This is a genomic window from Glaciihabitans sp. dw_435, assembly GCF_018449675.1.
Taxonomy (GTDB): Bacteria; Actinomycetota; Actinomycetes; order Actinomycetales; family Microbacteriaceae; genus Glaciihabitans.
The window spans coordinates 16,253-34,837 of the sequence record NZ_JAAVUZ010000013.1; the positions used below are offsets into that span (position 1 = coordinate 16,253).

The 18,585-nt window shown below is 68.3% G+C and carries 14 protein-coding genes; 11 read left to right on the forward strand and 3 right to left on the reverse strand.

Going from position 1 to position 18,585, the window contains the following annotated elements; translation table 11 throughout:
- Positions 1–3: 3 nt before the first annotated feature.
- The 3 genes from sufU to HB677_RS14610 form a co-directional block, all read right to left on the reverse strand.
- Positions 4–441 carry a Fe-S cluster assembly sulfur transfer protein SufU gene (gene sufU / locus HB677_RS14600; RefSeq protein WP_213816466.1) on the reverse strand — a complete coding sequence of 146 codons (438 nt, stop codon included), beginning with the start codon at positions 439–441 and terminating at the stop codon, positions 4–6.
- Positions 441–1,736, reverse strand: coding sequence for a SufS family cysteine desulfurase (locus tag HB677_RS14605; RefSeq protein ID WP_213816467.1), 1,296 nt, complete (start codon positions 1,734–1,736; stop codon positions 441–443). Before HB677_RS14605 ends, sufU begins: the two co-directional genes overlap by 1 nt.
- A 169-nt stretch (positions 1,737–1,905) precedes the next feature.
- On the reverse strand, positions 1,906–3,501 hold the full coding sequence (locus tag HB677_RS14610) for an amino acid permease (protein WP_213816468.1): 1,596 nt from the start codon (positions 3,499–3,501) through the stop codon (positions 1,906–1,908).
- 935 nt (positions 3,502–4,436) lie between these two features.
- On the opposite strand from HB677_RS14610, the gene HB677_RS14615 reads away from it, so the two are divergent.
- The 11 genes from HB677_RS14615 to HB677_RS14665 all read left to right on the forward strand — a co-directional run bounded on the left by HB677_RS14615 (position 4,437) and on the right by HB677_RS14665 (position 18,581).
- On the forward strand, positions 4,437–5,942 hold the full coding sequence (locus tag HB677_RS14615; RefSeq protein ID WP_213816469.1) for a sugar transferase: 1,506 nt from the start codon (positions 4,437–4,439) through the stop codon (positions 5,940–5,942).
- Positions 5,943–6,005: 63 nt separating this feature from the next.
- Positions 6,006–7,079: a Gfo/Idh/MocA family protein gene (locus HB677_RS14620; RefSeq protein ID WP_213816470.1), complete on the forward strand. Its 1,074-nt coding sequence runs from the start codon at positions 6,006–6,008 to the stop codon at positions 7,077–7,079.
- Complete coding sequence (locus HB677_RS14625; RefSeq protein WP_213816471.1) at positions 7,067–8,065, forward strand: NAD-dependent epimerase/dehydratase family protein; 999 nt, start codon at positions 7,067–7,069, stop codon at positions 8,063–8,065. Before HB677_RS14620 ends, HB677_RS14625 begins: the two co-directional genes overlap by 13 nt.
- A complete protein-coding gene (locus tag HB677_RS14630; RefSeq protein WP_255546645.1) occupies positions 8,062–9,204 on the forward strand; it encodes a DegT/DnrJ/EryC1/StrS aminotransferase family protein in 1,143 nt (380 codons plus the stop codon). Before HB677_RS14625 ends, HB677_RS14630 begins: the two co-directional genes overlap by 4 nt.
- Positions 9,201–9,857 (forward strand): NeuD/PglB/VioB family sugar acetyltransferase, encoded by a 657-nt coding sequence (locus tag HB677_RS14635; protein ID WP_213816472.1) that lies wholly within the window; start codon positions 9,201–9,203, stop codon positions 9,855–9,857. Before HB677_RS14630 ends, HB677_RS14635 begins: the two co-directional genes overlap by 4 nt.
- Complete coding sequence (locus HB677_RS14640) at positions 9,854–10,885, forward strand: glycosyltransferase (protein WP_213816473.1); 1,032 nt, start codon at positions 9,854–9,856, stop codon at positions 10,883–10,885. The genes HB677_RS14635 and HB677_RS14640 overlap by 4 nt, the downstream gene beginning before the upstream one ends.
- Positions 10,882–12,339 (forward strand): oligosaccharide flippase family protein, encoded by a 1,458-nt coding sequence (locus tag HB677_RS14645; RefSeq protein WP_213816474.1) that lies wholly within the window; start codon positions 10,882–10,884, stop codon positions 12,337–12,339. The genes HB677_RS14640 and HB677_RS14645 overlap by 4 nt, the downstream gene beginning before the upstream one ends.
- A complete protein-coding gene (locus HB677_RS14650; protein ID WP_213816475.1) occupies positions 12,336–13,478 on the forward strand; it encodes a DegT/DnrJ/EryC1/StrS aminotransferase family protein in 1,143 nt (380 codons plus the stop codon). The genes HB677_RS14645 and HB677_RS14650 overlap by 4 nt, the downstream gene beginning before the upstream one ends.
- Positions 13,475–14,566 carry a glycosyltransferase family 2 protein gene (locus tag HB677_RS14655; RefSeq protein ID WP_213816476.1) on the forward strand — a complete coding sequence of 364 codons (1,092 nt, stop codon included), beginning with the start codon at positions 13,475–13,477 and terminating at the stop codon, positions 14,564–14,566. Before HB677_RS14650 ends, HB677_RS14655 begins: the two co-directional genes overlap by 4 nt.
- Positions 14,542–15,891, forward strand: coding sequence for a glycosyltransferase family 1 protein (locus HB677_RS14660; protein WP_213816477.1), 1,350 nt, complete (start codon positions 14,542–14,544; stop codon positions 15,889–15,891). The genes HB677_RS14655 and HB677_RS14660 overlap by 25 nt, the downstream gene beginning before the upstream one ends.
- Positions 15,888–18,581, forward strand: coding sequence for a WecB/TagA/CpsF family glycosyltransferase (locus tag HB677_RS14665; protein ID WP_213816478.1), 2,694 nt, complete (start codon positions 15,888–15,890; stop codon positions 18,579–18,581). Before HB677_RS14660 ends, HB677_RS14665 begins: the two co-directional genes overlap by 4 nt.
- Positions 18,582–18,585: the final 4 nt, after the last annotated feature.

Below are 18,585 nucleotides of genomic sequence, written 5' to 3' on the forward strand. Positions count from 1 at the left end.
GGGTCAGCGCGGCAGGGTCGCCTCGGTGGCCACCCACGCGAGCATCGCGCACTTGACCCGCATCACGAACTTCGAGACGCCGTGGAAGGCAATCGCGTCCCCGAGCACCTCCTCGTCGGGTTCGCCCGCGCCGCGCGAGCGCAGCATTTCACGGAACGTGTCGATGGTCGAACGCAGTTCGGTGACGGTCATGCCGGGCGCGAGTTCCGCCAGCACGGAGGCCGACGCCATGGAGATGCTGCAGCCGTTTCCCTGCCAGCCGAGGGCGGCGATGCGGTCGGATCCGGGTTCGAAGGCGATCTGCACCGTCACCTCGTCGCCGCAGGTGGGGTTGCGCTCGTAGTGCGAGCCATCGAAGTGCTCGAGCACCCCGTCGCCGACCCGGCGCTTGGCGTGGTCGAGGATGAGCTCCTGGTAGAGACCGGCGAGAGGATCGGACATCAGGCCACCCCGAAGTAGCCGCGAACCTCGGGAAGCGATTCGAGCAGGCGATCGACCTCGCCGTCCGTCGTATAGAGATAGGCGCTCGCGCGGGTGGTCGCGGTGAGTCCGAGGCGACGGTGCAGCGGCTGAGCACAGTGGTGCCCGACCCGCACGGCGATGCCGCGCACGTCGAGATACTGCCCAACGTCGTGCGCGTGAACGCCGGCGACATCGAAGCTGGCGAGGCCGGATCGGCGGATGTCGGCTGCCGGGCCGACAACCCGGACGCCGTCGATCGCCGACAACTCCCGCACAAGACGCTCGGCGATCTGCTCCTCGTGCTGCTGGATGCGGGTCATCCCGACCCCCTCCAGGTAGCGGATCGCGGCGGCAAGGGCGATGGCCTGCGACACCGGCTGGGTGCCCGCCTCGAATCGCTGCGGTGCCGGCATGTAGTCGGCCGCCTCCATCGTGACGGTGGTGATCATGGAGCCACCCGTGCGGAACGGGGGGAGGGCGTTAAGGAGTTCTTCGCGTCCGTACAACACACCGATGCCGGTCGGACCCAGCATCTTGTGTCCGGAGAAGACGGCGAAGTCGACGTCCATGGCGGCGAAGTCGAGGGGACGGTGCGGCGCGGACTGGCACGCGTCCAGCACCACGAGGGCGCCGACTCCCCGCGCGAGGGCGACGAGCTCGGTGACCGGCGCAACGTATCCGGTGACATTGGAGACGTGGGCGAAGGCGAGAACGCGCGTGCGCTCGGAGATGAGGGACGCCGCGTCATCCGCTGTGAAAATTCCGTCGTCGTTGACGGGGATGTAGCGAAGCGTCGCACCCGTGCGGGCCGCGAGCTCCTGCCAGGGAATGAGATTGGCGTGGTGCTCGGCTTCGGTGACAAGAATCTCGTCACCCACGCCGAGGGCAAACCGTCGTGCAGCATCGCCGCCGCGGCCGAGGCTCGCATTGCCCATCGAGTACGCCAGCAGATTGAGTCCATCGGTGGCGTTGGACGTCCACACGATCTCGGATGCGCGGGCGCCGACGAACCGGGCCACGGTCTCGCGGGCGTCTTCGAACGCCTCGGTGGCGAGCCCGGCAAGGGTGTGGGCGCCACGGTGCACCGCGGAGTTGTCGTGCTCGAGGAAGTAGCGCTCGGCGTCGAGCACCGAGGCGGGGCGCTGCGCGGTGGCGCCCGAGTCGAGATAGGCGAGGGGATAGCCGTTGACCTCCTGGGAGAGGGCGGGGAAATCGGCGCGGATGGCGTCGATCTCACCGGCGGTCAGGGGCGCGAGACTCAGCTCGGACTGCATGGTGGTCCTTTCACGGCCCGCAGCCGGCCGCGAGGCGCGTGAATCACGGGCGCGCGGCGGGAGCGGGAGTCGGCGTCGATGCGCCTGACCCCCACGGTAGTCGATCCCTGCGCTCCATGCCGGGGTGTGTCAGCGTGACCGCCTCGTTCCGGGCTGTCGCACCCCGGGCCTAGGGAGTGGAGTTGGAGCCGTCGCCGGGCCGAGGGTCCTTCTGGGCGTCGATGCCCGGCCGCTCAGCGACGACGGGATACGGGCCGGTGTAGCCCTCCCGTGCCTTGGCTATCTCCAGGATCCTGTCGCGGGAGAGGTACCAGCCGAGAACGAGCAGCGGGATGATGACGACGAGCGACCCGATCGTGAGGGTGCCGACGGGGAAATCGATGGCCATGAGTACGAGTACCGCGACGAGAAATGCGAGGGTCAGATAGGCAGTGAAGGGTGCACCAAAGAGTCGGAAGGACGGCCGTTCCGCCTTCCCCTCTTTCGCGAGCTTCTGCAGGCGCATCTGGCACAGCACGATCATTCCCCATCCGGAGACGATGCCAAGGGCAGAGATATTGAGCACGATCTCAAATGCCTGCGATGGCACGATCGCGTTGAGTCCGACACCCAGGAGGGTGATGCAGCCCGTCAGCAGGATTCCTCCGTAGGGAACGCCCCGCGCGTTCATCACCCCGGTGAAGCGGGGAGCGGACCCGGCGACCGACATGGAGCGCAGGATCCGCCCCGTCGAGTACAGGCCAGCGTTGAGGCTCGACAACGCCGCGGTGAGCACGACGAAGTTCATGATGTTGCCGGCGATTGCAGCAACGGCGGGGCTGCCGATGCTCGAGAAGAACGTGACGAAAGGGCTCTCATCGGCGTGGTAGGCCGTATACGGCAGCAGCAGCGACAGAAGGAGCACCGACCCCACGTAGAAGACGGCGATACGGATCACCACGGTGTTCACCGCGGTGGGCATGATCTTCTTCGGTTCCGCTGTCTCACCCGCTGCGGTGCCCACCAATTCGATTCCGGCGTAGGCGAAGACGACTCCCTGGATTACCAACACCGCCGGGAGTAGTCCGGACGGAAAGAGTCCGCCGTTGTCCGCGAGGATCTGGAAGCCGGTGTCGCCGACGTTCGTGGGGAAGCGAAAGGCGAGAAAGATCGCGCCGACGATGAGGAAGGTCACCAGCGCTGCGACCTTGATGATGGCGAACCAGAATTCCATTTCGCCGAACACCTTCACCGAGACCAGGTTGAGAGACAGCACGATGGCCAGGGCTATGAGGGCGAGGATCCACTGGGGGACGTCGGTGAAGGCAGACCAGAACTTGACGTAGAGAGCGACGGCCGTGACATCCACTATCGATGTCATTGCCCAGTTCAGGAAGTACATCCAACCGGCGACGTACGCGGCCTTCTCGCCGAGGAACTCCCGGGCATACGAGACGAAGGACCCGGACGACGGGCGATGGAGAACCAGCTCACCCAGCGCGCGGAGGATGAGGAACGCGAAAAACCCGCAGACCGCGTAGATGATCATGAGGGACGGACCCGCCGTGGCGAGGCGTCCGCCGGCACCGAGGAACAGGCCGGTGCCGATGGCCCCTCCGATGGCGATCATCTGCAGTTGCCGGGGTTTGAGGGTCTTGTGGTAACCCTCTTGCTCCGAGGAGAAATCCTGGACCGCGGAGAGCTCGTCTCCCAGTCGCTCGCGTGGATTCTCGAGTTCCTCTGCCACGTCATGCGGCTGAGCGGACGGAATGCGCTTGTCGGTCATGAGGAACCTTCTCTCCGGTCGGCTTCGTTACCTCGTGATCAGGAGATAGTACGTCCACGAGGGGCGCACCGCGCTGGTTGTGTGTTGCTTTCCTGTTGCATTTGCGTGTTCGGGGGATTTCGTTGGTGAACACGACAAAGCCCCGTGATCTACGGGGATGCTGTGGCAGTGCGGACTCCGTGCGTACTCGCCCTGGCTACATGCTGTATTTGGCATGTACTGAACTCGGGCGGCATGGTTCGGAGTTCGTGCTCCGAACCATGCCGAGAATCGTGGCGCGGTTCGGGCCGAGTTCCTAGCTCCGCCCGATGCAGCACGCGATTCAACCTGGCTCAACAACCCGATTGCTGAGAAGCCATGCCCAGACTATATCCGGGGTGGGTCGAGCGATTCTCACCATCGGACCGCGCGTCGCGTGGGAGGTCCGATGGCGCCAGCAGACAGTGACCGGCGGTTGGACGCTGATGGATCTCCGGGCGGCAGACTTCGGCCATTCTGCTGGGACGGAGCACGGAAGTGTCCCTCAAAAAGGGGACACCGTAGTGGGAGCCGGTCGGGGATCGGTACCCCCCAAAGTGGGGGTACGGGTGCCCCATCATTCGTGGCTTATTCTCGTGAATTACCAACCCGAAGCAGGATCGCACTCCGCTACTGACTGTCCTAGCAGTCTGTGGCACGGTCGGTCCAGAGCGATGTTTCGCCGAGATCCTGATGCCTTTCCTAGGGGCGTCATGAGAGCGGTGAAGCTGTCAGTGCCGGCGCTCCAAACGAACCCCCTAATCGTTTGGAGCGCCGGTTCTCCCGCCCACAGCACCACCCCTTCCCTGTAAACCCGAAATGCAGGTTGATAACGTGATCCGTTTTCCCGAGCGCGATTTTTTCGTCGCACGATGTCCATTGCCTCCATTTGCCGGCGGTGACACCGCGCGCTGACGATGACTGTCTACGGCCGATCGGCCGAATCATTCGTAACCGGCAGCCTCTCGTTCGACACGTCCGCCCGACGACGCGCCAAAACCACCTGGTCAGATCGCTACCGCACCCGCATCCTGCTGTGTGACATCGCCGTTGTTGTCATCACCACGGTGGCCGCGCACTTCAGTCTCTTCGTGCTCGACCGGGTGGACCCGGCGGACACCCCAGCGGTGATTGCGTACACGGTGGTGTCGACCCTTGTGGGTCTCAGCTGGCTGTTGTCGCTCAGTGCAGTGCGCAGCCGCGATGCCCGCGTAGTGGGAATCAGCGTCGACGAATACCGGCGCATCGTGAGTGCCACGTTCGGGGTGTTCGGCGCGATCGCCATCGCGTCCGTGATCGTGCACGGCAGCATTGCGCGCAGCTACTTCGCCGTTGCGCTGCCACTGGGCCTTCTCGCTCTCGCGGCGGAGCGATGGATGAACCGTCGGTGGCTGGCCCGTCAGCGCAGACACGGGCGATTGCTCTCCCACGTGATCGTCGCGGGAGAGCCCGACGACGTGCGGTACGTCATCGGCCAGATCGAGAAGAAGCGCGGCGGGGTGGAATACCACGTCATTGGTGCGGCCACCGCGGACGCCGACTCCCAGACGGGCATTACCGTGCGGGGCATTACCGTCCCCGTCATCAGCACGATCGAGACCGTCGCGGACGCCGTCGGCCGCGTCGAGGCCGACGCGGTGATCGTGGCCGGGCCGTTGCGCGGCGGAAACCAGTTTCTCAAGGTCCTGGGATGGCAGCTGGAAGAGTCATCCACCCAATTGATCATGGCGCCGGGTCTGACCAACGTCGCCGGTCCCCGCATCCACTTCCGTCCCGTCGAGGGACTTCCGCTCATGCACGTGGAACTGCCGCAGTACTCGGGAGCGAGGCACGCGACGAAGCGTGCACTCGACATCTGCCTCTCGGCGTGCGCCCTCATCGTGCTGTCGCCGGCACTGCTCGTGCTCGCCCTGCTGGTGGTGCGGGACAGCCCCGGCCCCGCGCTCTTCCGTCAGCAGCGGGTCGGCCGCAATGGGCGCCCGTTCACCATGCTCAAGTTCCGGTCGATGGTCGAGGACGCCGAGTCCCGTCTCGCGGCGCTTGCACTGCTCAACCAGGGCGCCGGCCCGCTCTTCAAGCTGGTCGAGGACCCGCGGGTCACCCGCATCGGCAAGCACCTGCGTCGTTTCTCGCTCGACGAGCTTCCCCAGTTCTGGAATGTGCTGAAAGGCGACATGAGTCTCGTTGGCCCTAGGCCCCCGCTGGAGCGGGAGGTCGAGAGTTACGACTCGACGGTGCGACGCCGGCTGTACATCCGGCCCGGCCTGACTGGCATGTGGCAGACCAACGGCCGCTCCCTCCTCGACTGGGAGGAGAGCGTGCGCCTCGACCTCTACTACGTCGAGAACTGGTCCATCACCGGTGACCTCATCCTGCTCTGGCGCACGGCAAAGATGCTGTTCCGCCCGTCGGGTGCGTACTAGCCGCCCGACATTGCCCGACCCCATCGACTTCACCGCTGCCCACCCGAGAGAGATATGGAACACATGACCGAGAAGCTCACCGTTGCCCTTGTCGGCGCCGGCTACTGGGGCCCCAATCTGGCCCGCAACTTCAGCACAAGTCCCGACTGGGACCTGGTCGCAATCTGCGACCTCGATGTGCCCAAGGCCGAGCGCCTCGCGCGGACGGTGGGAGGTGACGTCGCCCAGTTCACTTTCGAGGAGGTGCTCGACATGCCGGGCATCGATGCCATCGCGATTGCCACTCCGGCGCGCACCCACCACGGCATCGCCCTTGCGGCGCTCAAGGCGGGCAAGCACGTCCTGGTCGAGAAGCCGCTGGCCGACAGCACCGAACACGGCCGCGAAATGGTAGAGGAGGCGCGTCTTCGCGGACTCACTCTCATGGCCGACCACACCTATTGCTACACGCCGGCGGTCGCGAAGATGCGCGAGCTCATCGAGGACGGAGCCCTCGGTGACATCCTCTTTGTGGACGCGGTTCGCATCAACCTCGGACTCATCCAGCCCGATGTGGATGTCTTCTGGGATCTCGCGCCGCACGACCTGTCGATTCTCGACTTCATCCTTCCCGGCGGCCTGAATGCAACGGCGGTGTCGGCACAGGGCTCCGATCCACTCGGTGCCGGACGTAGTTGTGTCGGGTACCTCACCCTTCCGATCGGCGAGGGAGCGCTCGCCCACATCCACGTGAACTGGCTCAGCCCGACGAAGATCCGCCGGATGGTGATCGGCGGTTCGCGTCGAACCCTCGTGTGGGACGACCTCAACCCGCAGCAGCGGCTGAGTGTGTTCGACCGCGGCGTCGACCTCGGCGCGCAGTCGACAGCGGGGGCCGATCGTGCGGCCTCCACCGTGTCCTACCGCCTGGGCGACACCTGGTCGCCGGCGCTGGCGGAACGCGAGGCGCTCGGCGACATGGTTGCCGAGTTTGCGGCCAGCATCCGGGAAGGACGGCCGTCGCGCACCGGCGGGGATGCCGCCCTCCGGGTGCTTGCGGTGTTGGAGGCGGCGCGGGAATCGCTCGCCGCCAGCGGACAAATCAGCGCGGTTGCCACCCAGCACGCGGGACTGGAGGCTGCATCGTGGGCACGTTGAGCGGGGCATCCATTCTCGTCACGGGCGGTGCCGGAACGATCGGTTCGGCCATCGTCGACCAGCTGCTGGAGGCGGGCGCCGGGCACATCGACATCCTCGACAACCTCGTGCGCGGGCGGGTGGACAACATCGCGACGGCGATCGACTCCGGTCGGGTTCACCTGATCGAGGGCGACCTCCGCAACCGCGACCTCGTCCACGACGTGACGCGGGGCAAGGACCTTGTCTTCCATCAGGCCGCCATCCGCATCACCCAGTGCGCCGAGGAACCGCGGCTGGCGCTCGACGTTCTCGTCGGCGGCAGCTTCACCGTGTACGAGGCGGCCGCCGAACACGGCGTGAGCAAGGTTATCGCGGCCTCCAGTGCCTCGGTGTACGGCCTCGCGGAAGAATTCCCCACCGGGGAGCGGCACCACCCGTACAACAACGACACCTTTTACGGTGCGGCGAAGTCCTTCACCGAGGGAATGCTCGCGAGCTTCCGCGCGATGAACGGACTCGATTACACGGCGCTGCGCTACTTCAACGTGTACGGGCCGCGCATGGACGTGCACGGCCTCTACACCGAAGTACTCGTGCGGTGGATGGAGCGCATCGCCGACGGCAAGCCCCCGCTCATCCTGGGCGACGGGCACCAGACCATGGACTTCGTCTTCACGCGGGACGTCGCGCGGGCCAACCTTCTCGCCGCGGTGAGCCCCGTCGTCGCGGGTGTCTACAACGTCGGCACCGGCGTGGAGACGAGCCTGCTTGAGCTGGCGCAGACACTGCTGCGGGTAATGGACTCCCCGCTCTCGGTCGAGTTCGGCCCAGAGCGCGCCGTCAACGGCGTCACCCGGCGGCTCGCGGATACCTCCGCCGCTCGCCTCGACCTCGGCTTCGAGGCTGCCGTCGACCTGGAGACGGGGCTGCGCGAGCTGGTGGAGTGGTGGAGACCACAGCGCGAGCTTGTCGCCGCCGGACGCGAAAGCGAGGTCGTCCGATGAGCCGGATCAACGTCATGCAGCCCTGGCTCGGCCAGGCGGAAATCGATGCCGTTGCCGAGGTCATCAGCTCGGGGTGGGTCGCACAGGGTCCACGGGTCGCGCAGTTCGAACGCGAGTTCGCGCAGTCCCAGCAGGTTGCCCACGCGGTCGCCGTCTCCAGTTGCACGACGGCCCTGCAGCTGGCACTCGTGGTCGCGGGAGTTTCTGCCGGCGACGACGTGGTCGTGCCCTCGTTCTCCTTCATCGCAACGGCCAATGCCCCCGTGTACGTCGGTGCACGGCCCGTCTTCGCGGACGTCGACCCCCTCACCGGCAACCTGTCGGCGGAGACACTCCTGGCGGCGCTCACTCCCGCAACCACCGCGGTCATCGCCGTCGACCAGGGCGGGGTGCCCGTGGACCTCGACGCCATCCGCGCGGTGACCGACCCCCTGGGAATTGTGGTGATTGAGGATGCCGCGTGCGGCGTCGGATCCGTCTACCGCGGTCGCCCCGTGGGGGCAGGCGCCGACCTCACCGCGTGGTCGTTCCACCCCCGCAAGATCCTGACAACGGGGGAGGGCGGGATGCTGACCTCTCCGCACCAGGAGCTCGCCGACAGGGCTCGCCGCCTGCGTGAACACGCCATGTCCGTCTCCGCGGCTGATCGTCATGCCAACACCCTGGCCCCCGCCGAGGAGTACACCGAGGTCGGCTACAACTTCCGCATGACCGACCTGCAGGCAGCTGTGGGAATCGTGCAGCTCGAGCGCCTCCCCGTCGTCGTCGAGCGGAGGAGGGAGATCGCGGCGGTCTACTCCGCCGCGATCGCCTCCATCCCCGGGCTGCGGGCGGTCGCCGATCCCGAGTGGGGTACGTCCAACTTCCAGTCGTTCTGGGTCGAGGTGGGCTATCCCTACCCGCTCGACCGGGATGAACTGCTGACGGCGCTGGCCAACGCCGACATCTCCGCTCGCCGCGGAATCATGGCGTCCCACCGTCAGCCCGCCTACCGCGACCGTTCCACCGGTGAGGCGAGCCTGGCCGTCACCGACCAGCTCACCGATTCCACCCTGATTCTCCCGATCTATCACGAGCTCACCGGGGACGACCAGGACCGGGTCATCCGTGTCCTCAGGTTCGGGGCGGGGCTGTCATGACCGAGGTGATCCTTGTGGGGGCGAGCGGTCTCGCCCGCGAGGCCCTCACCGTCGTGCGGTCCCTGCACTCGCACCGGGTCGTCGGCATCCTCGACGATTCCGAGTCGCGGTGGGGCACGACGATCGACGGGGTGCCCGTTCTCGGCGGCATGGATGTCGCCATGGATCATCCATCGGCGAAGCTGGCGATCTGTGTGGGACAGGGCGCCGCCCGGGCCCGCCTGGCCGCGCGACTGGAGCTGGCAGGCGTGACCGGCGCGCGGTACACCACGCTCGTGTCTCCGCACGTGCGGGTTCCCCGGTCCTGCCACATCGGCGTCGGCAGCATTCTGCTCGACGGTGTGGTTCTCACCGCGGACGTGACGATCGACCGCCACGTCGTCGTGATGCCGCACGTGACGCTGACCCATGGCAACCGAATCGAGTCATTCGCGACGCTGTGTGCCGGGGTCACGCTCGGCGGCGGTGTGCGCGTCGGGTCGGAGGCGTACCTCGGCATGAACTCCAGCGTGCGTGAGCGCGTCCACGTCGGCGCGCGGTCGGTGCTCGGTATGGGCGCCGTGCTGCTGCGCGATCTGCCCTCCCGCGAGACCTGGGTGGGCGTTCCTGCCGCCCTCGTTGACGGCGTCGCCGTGGGAGGGGGCCGCTCGTGAGTCGTCCCGTCGTCAGCGTTGTCATCCCCACCTACAACTATGCGCACTACCTTCCGGTGGCGATCGAGAGCGTTCGGTCACAGTCCGGGGTCGACGTCGAGATCATTGTGGTGGATGACGCGTCGACCGACGACAGCGCGTGCGTGGCGACAGAGCTCGCCGCCGACGACACCCGCATCCGCGTGCTGCTGCAGCCCGTCAACCGGGGTCACATCGCGACCTACAACGCCGGACTGGAGCTCGCCACCGGCGAGTATGTCGTGCTGCTGTCGGCCGACGACGCCCTTGCCCCCGGGTCCCTCGAACGGGCGGTAGCCCTGCTGGAGAGTCACCCCGCTGTCGGCCTCGTCTACGGGTACGCGCAGGACTTTTCGGGCGACGTGCCCGTGGGTAAGACCATCGCCGCGACGACGACGGTGTGGCCGGGGGAGTCGTGGATCGCCCGCATGTGCGAGCGCGGCAGCAACACGATTGTGAATCCCGAGGCGGTGATGCGCCGCTCGGTACTCGAGCGCATCGGTGCGTACGACCCCGCGCTGCCGCAGACCGCCGACATGGACCTGTGGATGAGGGCGGCTGCCGTCAGCGATGTCGGCCGGGTCAACGGTCCCGTGCAGGCGTACTACCGCGTGCACGGCGCCAACATGCACCTCACGTCCCTCAGCGGACTGCTCCGCGAGTTTTCGGCGCGGCACGACACGTTTGAGGGGTTCTTTCTCGGCGCGGGCGCCCGACTCGACCGCGCGGGCCAGCTCCGTCGCCTCGCCCGCCGCTCGCTTGCCCGGGAGGGCGTGCGCACGGCGACACTGGCGGTGGGGAGCTCCGACCCGGCACTACGCGCGACCGCGCGCGACTGGGTCGAGCAGGCTCAGCGGATCTGGCCGGCGATAACCTCCACTCCCGAGTGGCGCCGGTACCTGCGAAGGAGTGCCCGGCGTCCGGGCGCCATCACCGCCTACATCGAAACCCGGCGGGCCTACGCGCGAAGCGCGCTGCGTTGGCGGCGTTGGCGGAGGTACGGCACATGACCCTGCCCTCCGTCCGCCCCGCCCTCGGAACCCAGGTGCGCAGTGGTCTCCTCTGGAGTTCGCTGAACAACATCGTGCTGAGGCTGGGAAGCCTCGCCCTGGGGATAGTCCTTGCGCGCCTGCTCACGCCCCAGGAATTCGGTGCGTACGCTGTCGCTCTCAGCGTGCAGGCCGTGTTGATGACGCTGGCCGACTTTGGCCTGAGTGCCGACCTCGTGCGGTCACCCGACTTCGCGCGCCGTGCTCCGACGGTCGCCACCCTTGGTCTCGTCACCGGTGGCATTCTCACCGCGGCGATGGCCCTCACCGCCGCCCCGATCGCCGGCCTGCTCGGCAGCCCGGAGTCGACACCCGTGCTGCTCGTTCTCTCGGTCACCATGATGCTGGGGAGCGCAGGCGTCGTTCCGTTTGCCTCGCTGTTGCGCCGGTTCGACCAGCGCCGGCTGTTTGTCATCGCCGTTGCCGACTTCGTGGTCAGCACGAGTGTCACCGTCGTTCTCCTGCTCGCCGGCTGGGGAGTGGTGTCGCTGGCCATCGCCCGCGTCGTGGCGCAGACCGTCACGCTCATCCTCCAGTTCACCCTGTCGGGCGAACGTCCCCGCTTCGGCCTCGACCGCAGCCTTGCCGCATCCGTGTTGCGGTTTGGGCTTCCCGTTGCCGGTGCGAACCTGCTGTCCTGGGCGGTGCTCGGTGTCGACAAACTCGTGGTGGCGGCGATGGTCGATCCCATCGCGCTGGGCTTCTATGTGCTCGCCTTCAACGTGTCGACGTGGCCGATGACGGCCGCGGGCCAGGTGCTGCGTTCGGTGGCACTCCCGGCGTTTGCGCGCACGTCCGGGGCCGCCCGGTCCCATGCGCTCGCCAGCGCCTTTGCGCTGACCTGGGCGGTATCGCTCCCGCTCGGGGGACTGCTGGCAGTGCTGGCGTCGCCACTCGTGTCCGCGCTCTACGGGGACCGATGGGCGCCCGCCGCGACGGCGCTCGCCGCTCTCGGCCTGCTCGGAGCCGTGCGGGTGGTGTTCGAGCTCTTCGTCGCGTACCTGCTCGTCGAGGGCGCATCCGGCCGGGTGCTGGTGGTACAGGGTGTGTGGCTCGCCGCCCTCGTCGTTGCCCTCATCCCCGCGATCGCCATCTGGGGTTTTGTGGGTGCCGCGTGGGCCCACGTGGCTGTCGCCCTCGTCGTCGTCGCTCCCGCGTACCTGATCGCGCTCCGCAAGGTCGGGTTTGATCCCCGCTCACTCGTCCGGGGCGTGTGGCCGCCCCTCGTCGCGGCCATCCCGGCAGGGGTCGCCGCCTACGGTTTCTCCCACCTGATGACCAATCCCTGGGCAGCGCTCGCCTGCGGCGGGACCGCGGGAGCGCTCGTCTACGCCGGCGGCCTGCGTCGCTGGGCCCAGCGCCGCATCACCGAACTGACCGCTCCGGCACTCGCCGGCGAAGAGAGGATGTCATGAACTCCACCCCCGCCCGCCCGGGCTCCGTCGTGGTGCCGTTTGTCGACCTCGCGCTGCAGCGCGACCGGGTGGCCGATGCCGTCCGCGCCGGCATCGACGGTGTGCTGGACAATACCTCGTTCGTGCTGGGTCCGGAGGTCTCGGCGTTCGAGCGCGAGTTCGCCGCCTACTGCGGCGTTCCGCACGTCGTGGGTGTCGGCAACGGAACCGACGCCCTCGAGCTCGCCCTCCGCGCGGCGGGAATCGGCCGCGGCGATGAGGTGATTGTGCCGGCGAACACGTTCGTTGCCACCGCAGAAGCCGTCGCCCGCGCCGGTGCCACGGCCGTCTTCGCCGATTGCGACGACAACTACCTCATCGACCCCGACGACGCCGCGCGGGTCGCCGGACCGCGCACCCGTGCCGTGATGGCGGTGCACCTCTACGGTCAGTGCGCCCCGGTGGAACGACTGCGTGCCACGCTCGGCCCCGATGTCCTCATCATCGAGGACGCCGCCCAGGCGCAGGGCGCCCGACGGTTCGGTGCGCTGGCGGGATCGCTCGGCGATGTGGCCGGCACCAGCTTCTACCCGGGCAAGAACCTCGGCGCCTACGGGGATGGCGGCGCGGTGATGACGGCCAGGGATGACATCGCTCATGCGATCCGGGAACTGCGCAACCACGGTGGGCTCGCCCGCTACGAACACCGGGTGCTCGGCATGAACTCCCGCCTCGACGGTATCCAGGCGGCGGTGCTGTCAGCCAAGCTTCCGCTCCTCGACGCGTGGAACGACGAACGTCGTGCCGCCGCCGACGAATACAGCCGGCTCCTCGCGGGCGTCCCTGACGTCATCACCCCGGCGACCGCCGAGGGAAATGACCACATCTTCCACCTGTACGTCGTGCGGGTGCCCGACCGCGAGACGACCATCGCCCGGTTGCACAGCGACGGGATCGCCGCGGGAGTGCACTACCCGACGCCCGTCCACCTCCTGCGCCCGTTCCGGGCCGAGCACGGGAGTGCGCGGCCGCTTCCCCGGGCCGAGGCGTTCAGCCGGGACATCCTGTCGCTCCCCATCTATCCCGGCATAACCCTGCGACAGCAGGAGTACGTGGTCGACCGGCTTGCCCGCTCTGTCCGAACGGCGGTCACGGCGTGACACTCACCTCTCCCACCGCGACCCGGGTGCATCCGCGCCCGAGCCCCGATGGCTCCGCGACGGTCTCGGTCGTCATTCCCTGCTTCAATTACGCCCGCTATCTGCGGCAGAGTGTCGGCAGCGCTCTCGGCCAGCGCGGTGCCGACGTTGACGTGGTAATTGTCGACGATGCCTCGACCGATGACAGCGTTGCCGTTGCCAGGTCGCTCGTCGACGCCGATCCCCGGGTGCGGCTTCTCGAGCACCGGGTCAACCTCGGCCCTGTGGACACCTTCAACGACGGGCTCGCCGCGACCGCCGGCGAATTTCTCGTGCGGCTGGACGCCGACGACATGCTGACGCCCGGCTCTCTCGAGCGCGCGATCGCGGTGGCCCGTGAGTTGCCCACCGTCGGACTCGTCTATGGGCACCCGCTGCATTTTTCTGGCGAACCGGGAGCGGAGCCGCGGACCACTGCCACCGCCTGGACGCACTGGCGCGGTGGAGCGTGGCTCGCCGACCGGTGCCGCTCGGGCTTCAACGTGATCACCGCGCCCGAGGCATTCATGCGGCGTGACGTCGTCGACGTGGTCGGGGGCCAGCGATACCTGGCGCACACGCACGACATGGAGATGTGGCTGCGGATCGCCGCGTTCTCCGACGTCGCGTACATCCACGGCGCCGACCAGGCGTGGCACCGCGAGCACCCCGCGTCGCTGTCCGCCACATCGGTGTCTCCGCTGGTCGACGTGCGGGAACGCCGTGCGGCCTTCGACACGCTTTTCTCCGGCGCCGCGGGACGGTTGCCGGGCAGCGCGTCCCTCCACGCCGCCGCGCGTCGCGCCGTCGCCGTCGACGCCCTGACGCTGGCCTGCCAACGCCTCGACGCCCGGGTGGTCGACCACACCGAGGTCGACCTGCTCGTGGAATTTGCGGAGGAGACGGATGCCTCGGCGCGCGAGCTGCCGGAATGGCGTGCCGTCACCGCCCGCCTCCGTGTCGCGGACGGCACCACGCAGCGGCACCCCCGATTTGTACTCGAACGGCTCGGCCGACGCATTCGTGCCGACCGCAATATCCGCAGATGGCACCGACAGGGGACGTTCTGATGACGATGCGTGACCAGATTCGACGGGTGGGAGAGGTGCGCTCCCGCTGGCGTCGCGCCGGATGGAGGGATGTCGCCCGCCGGGTCATCCTGCGCATCAGCCAACGCCTCGACGTGGAGTCGCTGCAGTTCCCGCTGTACGACCACGACATTGCCGACTCGACGCGGCTCTACCTCGCGCCCGCGGAGTCCCCGCTCGACGGTGCGACGCGGGTCGGCTGGATCTGCACGCCACCGCAGGCCGGCTCCGGGGGACACACGACCCTGTTCCGCATGATCGAGGCCCTCGAGAGCGCCGGTCACGAGTGCGTGATCTTCCTGTACGACAGGCATGGCGGCGACATCACCCGGCACGCCGAGGTCATCCGGCAGTGGTGGCCGTGGATCGAGGCAGACATCCGCGATGCCGAGGCGGGCATCACCGGGGTCGACGCCTGTGTCGCCAGTTCCTGGCAGACCGCGCACGTGCTCGCGACCCATGGTCGCGACCCCATGGAGCGGCTGTATTTCGTGCAGGACTTCGAACCGATGTTTTACCCATCGGGGTCGATTTCGGCGCTGGCGGAGGACAGCTACCGTTTCGGATTCCACACGATCGCTCTCGGCGAGATGGTCGCCGGCCACCTGGCCGGAATCGGGGTCAGGGCAGAGGTCGCGCCGTTCGGCTGCGACACCTCCGTCTACTCGCTGACCAACACCACCGGCGTACGATCGGGAGTGGTGTTCTACGCACGGCCCTCGGCCGACCGTCGGGGCTACCTGCTGGGAAAGCGCGCGCTGGAACTGTTCCACACGATGCATCCCGAGCAGCCGATCCACATCTACGGGGCGACCGCGGAGGGATGGAAGATCCCCGTCATCGACCACGGAACCCCGACGCCCGCGCAGCTCGCCGACCTCTACAACGGTGCCATCGCCGGAATCGCGCTGTCCTTCACCAACGTGTCGCTGGTGGCAGAGGAGCTGCTCGCCTGCGGTGCCATCCCCGTCGTCAACGACTCACCTGATTCGCGCGCCGACCTCGACTCACCGTGCGTTGCATGGGCACAACCGACGGCGGGAGCGATCGCCGACGCGCTCGGCCTCCTGGTCGAGCAGGCGTCGCCGGGTCTTTCTCGCACGGCCGCGGCCAGCGTGCGGCACGGCTGGGGCCCCGCGCAGCAGATCGTACTCGCCGCCCTGGACGGCACCGGCGGGTTTCGCACCGAACGCGAGCGTCGACTGATGGCGGCGAGCTCCGTCGGCCGGATGTGGCAGACGACCCCGGCGCCCGAGTATCCGAACACACCCTACGCAGCAGCACCCACCGAGGAGTCAGGACAATGATGACCGACAACCCGCACCCACGCATCGTTCTCGGCGGGACATCCGTCGACCTTCTGGAACACGACGAGGCGATTGGGACCATCCTCGACAGGGCCTGCGCCACGGACACCCGACCGCTGGCCGTGCTGTCCGCCAACGTCGACCACATCAACCACTTCGGAGCGGGCGGTCGCTGGGCACACACCCTCGACGCCCCGCTCACCGGCGACCCGGGTGTGGAGTGGCTGAGCCTCATCGACGGGTCGCCGCTTGCCACCCGCGCGCACGCCCTCACGGGGCACTGGTGGCCACGCCTTGCCGGCAGCGACCTGATCGGCCCGATTCTCGATGAGGCCGACCGGCGGGGCCTGCGCGTGGGTGTTGTCGGCGGATCGGAGGAGGCGCAACTGCAGCTGCGCGACCGCGTCGCGGTGGACCACCCCGACCTCGCCGTCGTGGGCATGTGGTCGCCGGAACGCGACGACCTCACCGACCCGGAACGCTGCGAGAAACTGGCCGCGTCCATCGCGACGCAGCGTGTCGACGTGCTGCTGGTCGGACTCGGCAAGCCGCGCCAGGAGCTGTGGATCAGCGAGTACGGCGCGGCCACGGGCGCGCGCGTGCTGCTCGCCTTCGGTGCCGTCGTTGACTTTCTCGCCGGTCGCATCCGGCGAGCGCCCCGGTGGGTCGTGCGTTCGCGCATGGAGTGGGCGTGGCGCCTGATGCTGGAGCCCCGCCGCCTCGCCCGTCGCTACCTGGTCGAGGGACCCGTCGCCTACCTGCGGCTGCGGCGGGACAGCGCCCTCGGCGAGACGTCGCCGGCGATGCGCATCCCGGAGACGTCGCTGCCCCTGCCACCCGCGGCCGAGTCGCCGGTGGTGGTGGGCAGCATCGCCGCCCCCGCAGCTCCCGTGCCCGCCGCACATCCGGGCCCCGGATTCGTCGGCCTGGACGGGCATGCCGATGTGGCGGTGTTGGTGGTCACCTACAACAGCGCGGCTTCCATCGGCGCGCTGCTGGAGTCCCTTCTCCCCGAGTCGGCGGACCTGCGCCTGCGGGTCGTCGTCGCCGACAATGCGTCGGTGGATGACTCGGTCACGATCGCCGGTCGCTACGAGAACGTCATCACCGTCCCGACGGGAGGCAACCTCGGCTACGCCGCCGGGGTCAACCGTGCACGGGCCGCCGCCGGATCCGCCGGCGCGTTCCTCGTGCTCAACCCCGACCTGACCGTCACGCGTGGGTCGATCTCGACCCTGCTGGCGCGGCAACGCCACTCGGGCGCGGGAATCGCGGTTCCGCTGCTCACCGACGAGAACGGCACCCTGCACACCTCCCTCCGGAGGGAGCCGACCCTGCTCGGCACCTGGGGTGACGCGCTGCTCGGCGATCACCTCGCCGGTCGTCCGTCCTGGCTCTCCGAGACCGATCACGCCGTCGAAAGCTACCAGCACGCGCATCAGGTCGAGTGGGCAACGGGTGCCGCCGTCCTCATCGCGAGTGAGCTCGCCGAGCTGCTCGGCGACTGGGACGAGAGGTTTTTCCTGTACTCCGAGGAGACCGACTACTTCCGGAGGGCGCGCCAGGCCGGGGCATCCATCTGGTTTGAACCGGGCGCCCGCATGGTGCACGCCGGCGGCGGTTCGGGAGGACCGGCCGACCTGACGGCCCTCATGATCGTCAACCGCGTGCGGTACGCGGAGCTGCACCACTCACGGTCGCGGGCGAGCGCATTCCGCGTCCCGTTGCTGCTCGGATCCGCGCTGCGGTCGGGACAGGAACGGCACCGCCGTGCGGTCTGGAACCTGCTGAGCCGCACGCGCTGGGAGAAGCTGCCCCACGCGCAGCTCTCGTCCGGCGCACGGCTGGCCGACGGCGGTGCGATCGCACAGTTCCCGGCCGGCTCGATCATCATCCCCGCCCATGACGAGAGCGCGGTGATCGCCTCCTGCCTCACCGCGCTCGCGCCGCTGGCTGACACCGGGCACCTCGAGATCATTGTGGTGTGCAACGGATGCACCGACGGCACGGCGCAGCGGGCCCGCGAGTTTCCCGGCGTCACCGTGCTCGAGATTGATGAGGCGTCCAAGACCGCTGCCCTCAACGAGGGTGACGCCGTCGCGACCCTGTGGCCGCGCATCTACCTCGACGCGGACGTGGGGGTGAGCGCGGAGACCATCCGCGAGACCCTGATCGCGCTGGGCAGCGGCGACACGCTCGCGGCCCGTCCCCAGTTCCGCTACGACCTCGCGGGCTGCAGCGGCGCCGTCCGGGCCTACTACCGGGCGCGCACCCGCATGCCCTCCAGCTCTGCCGCCCTGTGGGGTGCGGGGATGTACGCCGTCACCGAGGCGGGCCACGATCGCTTCTCCTCGTTCCCGACGGACGCCGTCGACGACGTGTTCGTGCACCGCCAGTTCGTCGAGTCGGAGCGCGTCATCGTGACCACCATCCCCGTGGATGTGCGGGTACCCCGCACGACGTCGGCACTCATCCGCGTGCTCGGCCGCACCAACAGCTCGCGGCTGGAGGAGAGCACGACGGGCGGCACGCTGAGGGAGCTGCTGGCGACCACCCGCGGTGCCGGTGACCTGATCGACACGGTGATCTACGCCAGCTGCGCCATCCTCGCGCGCTCCCGCGGTCGTCGCCGCACAACAGAGTGGGCGCGGGATGACACGAGCCGGGTGTTGGAGGAGGTGCTCGAGTGACCCG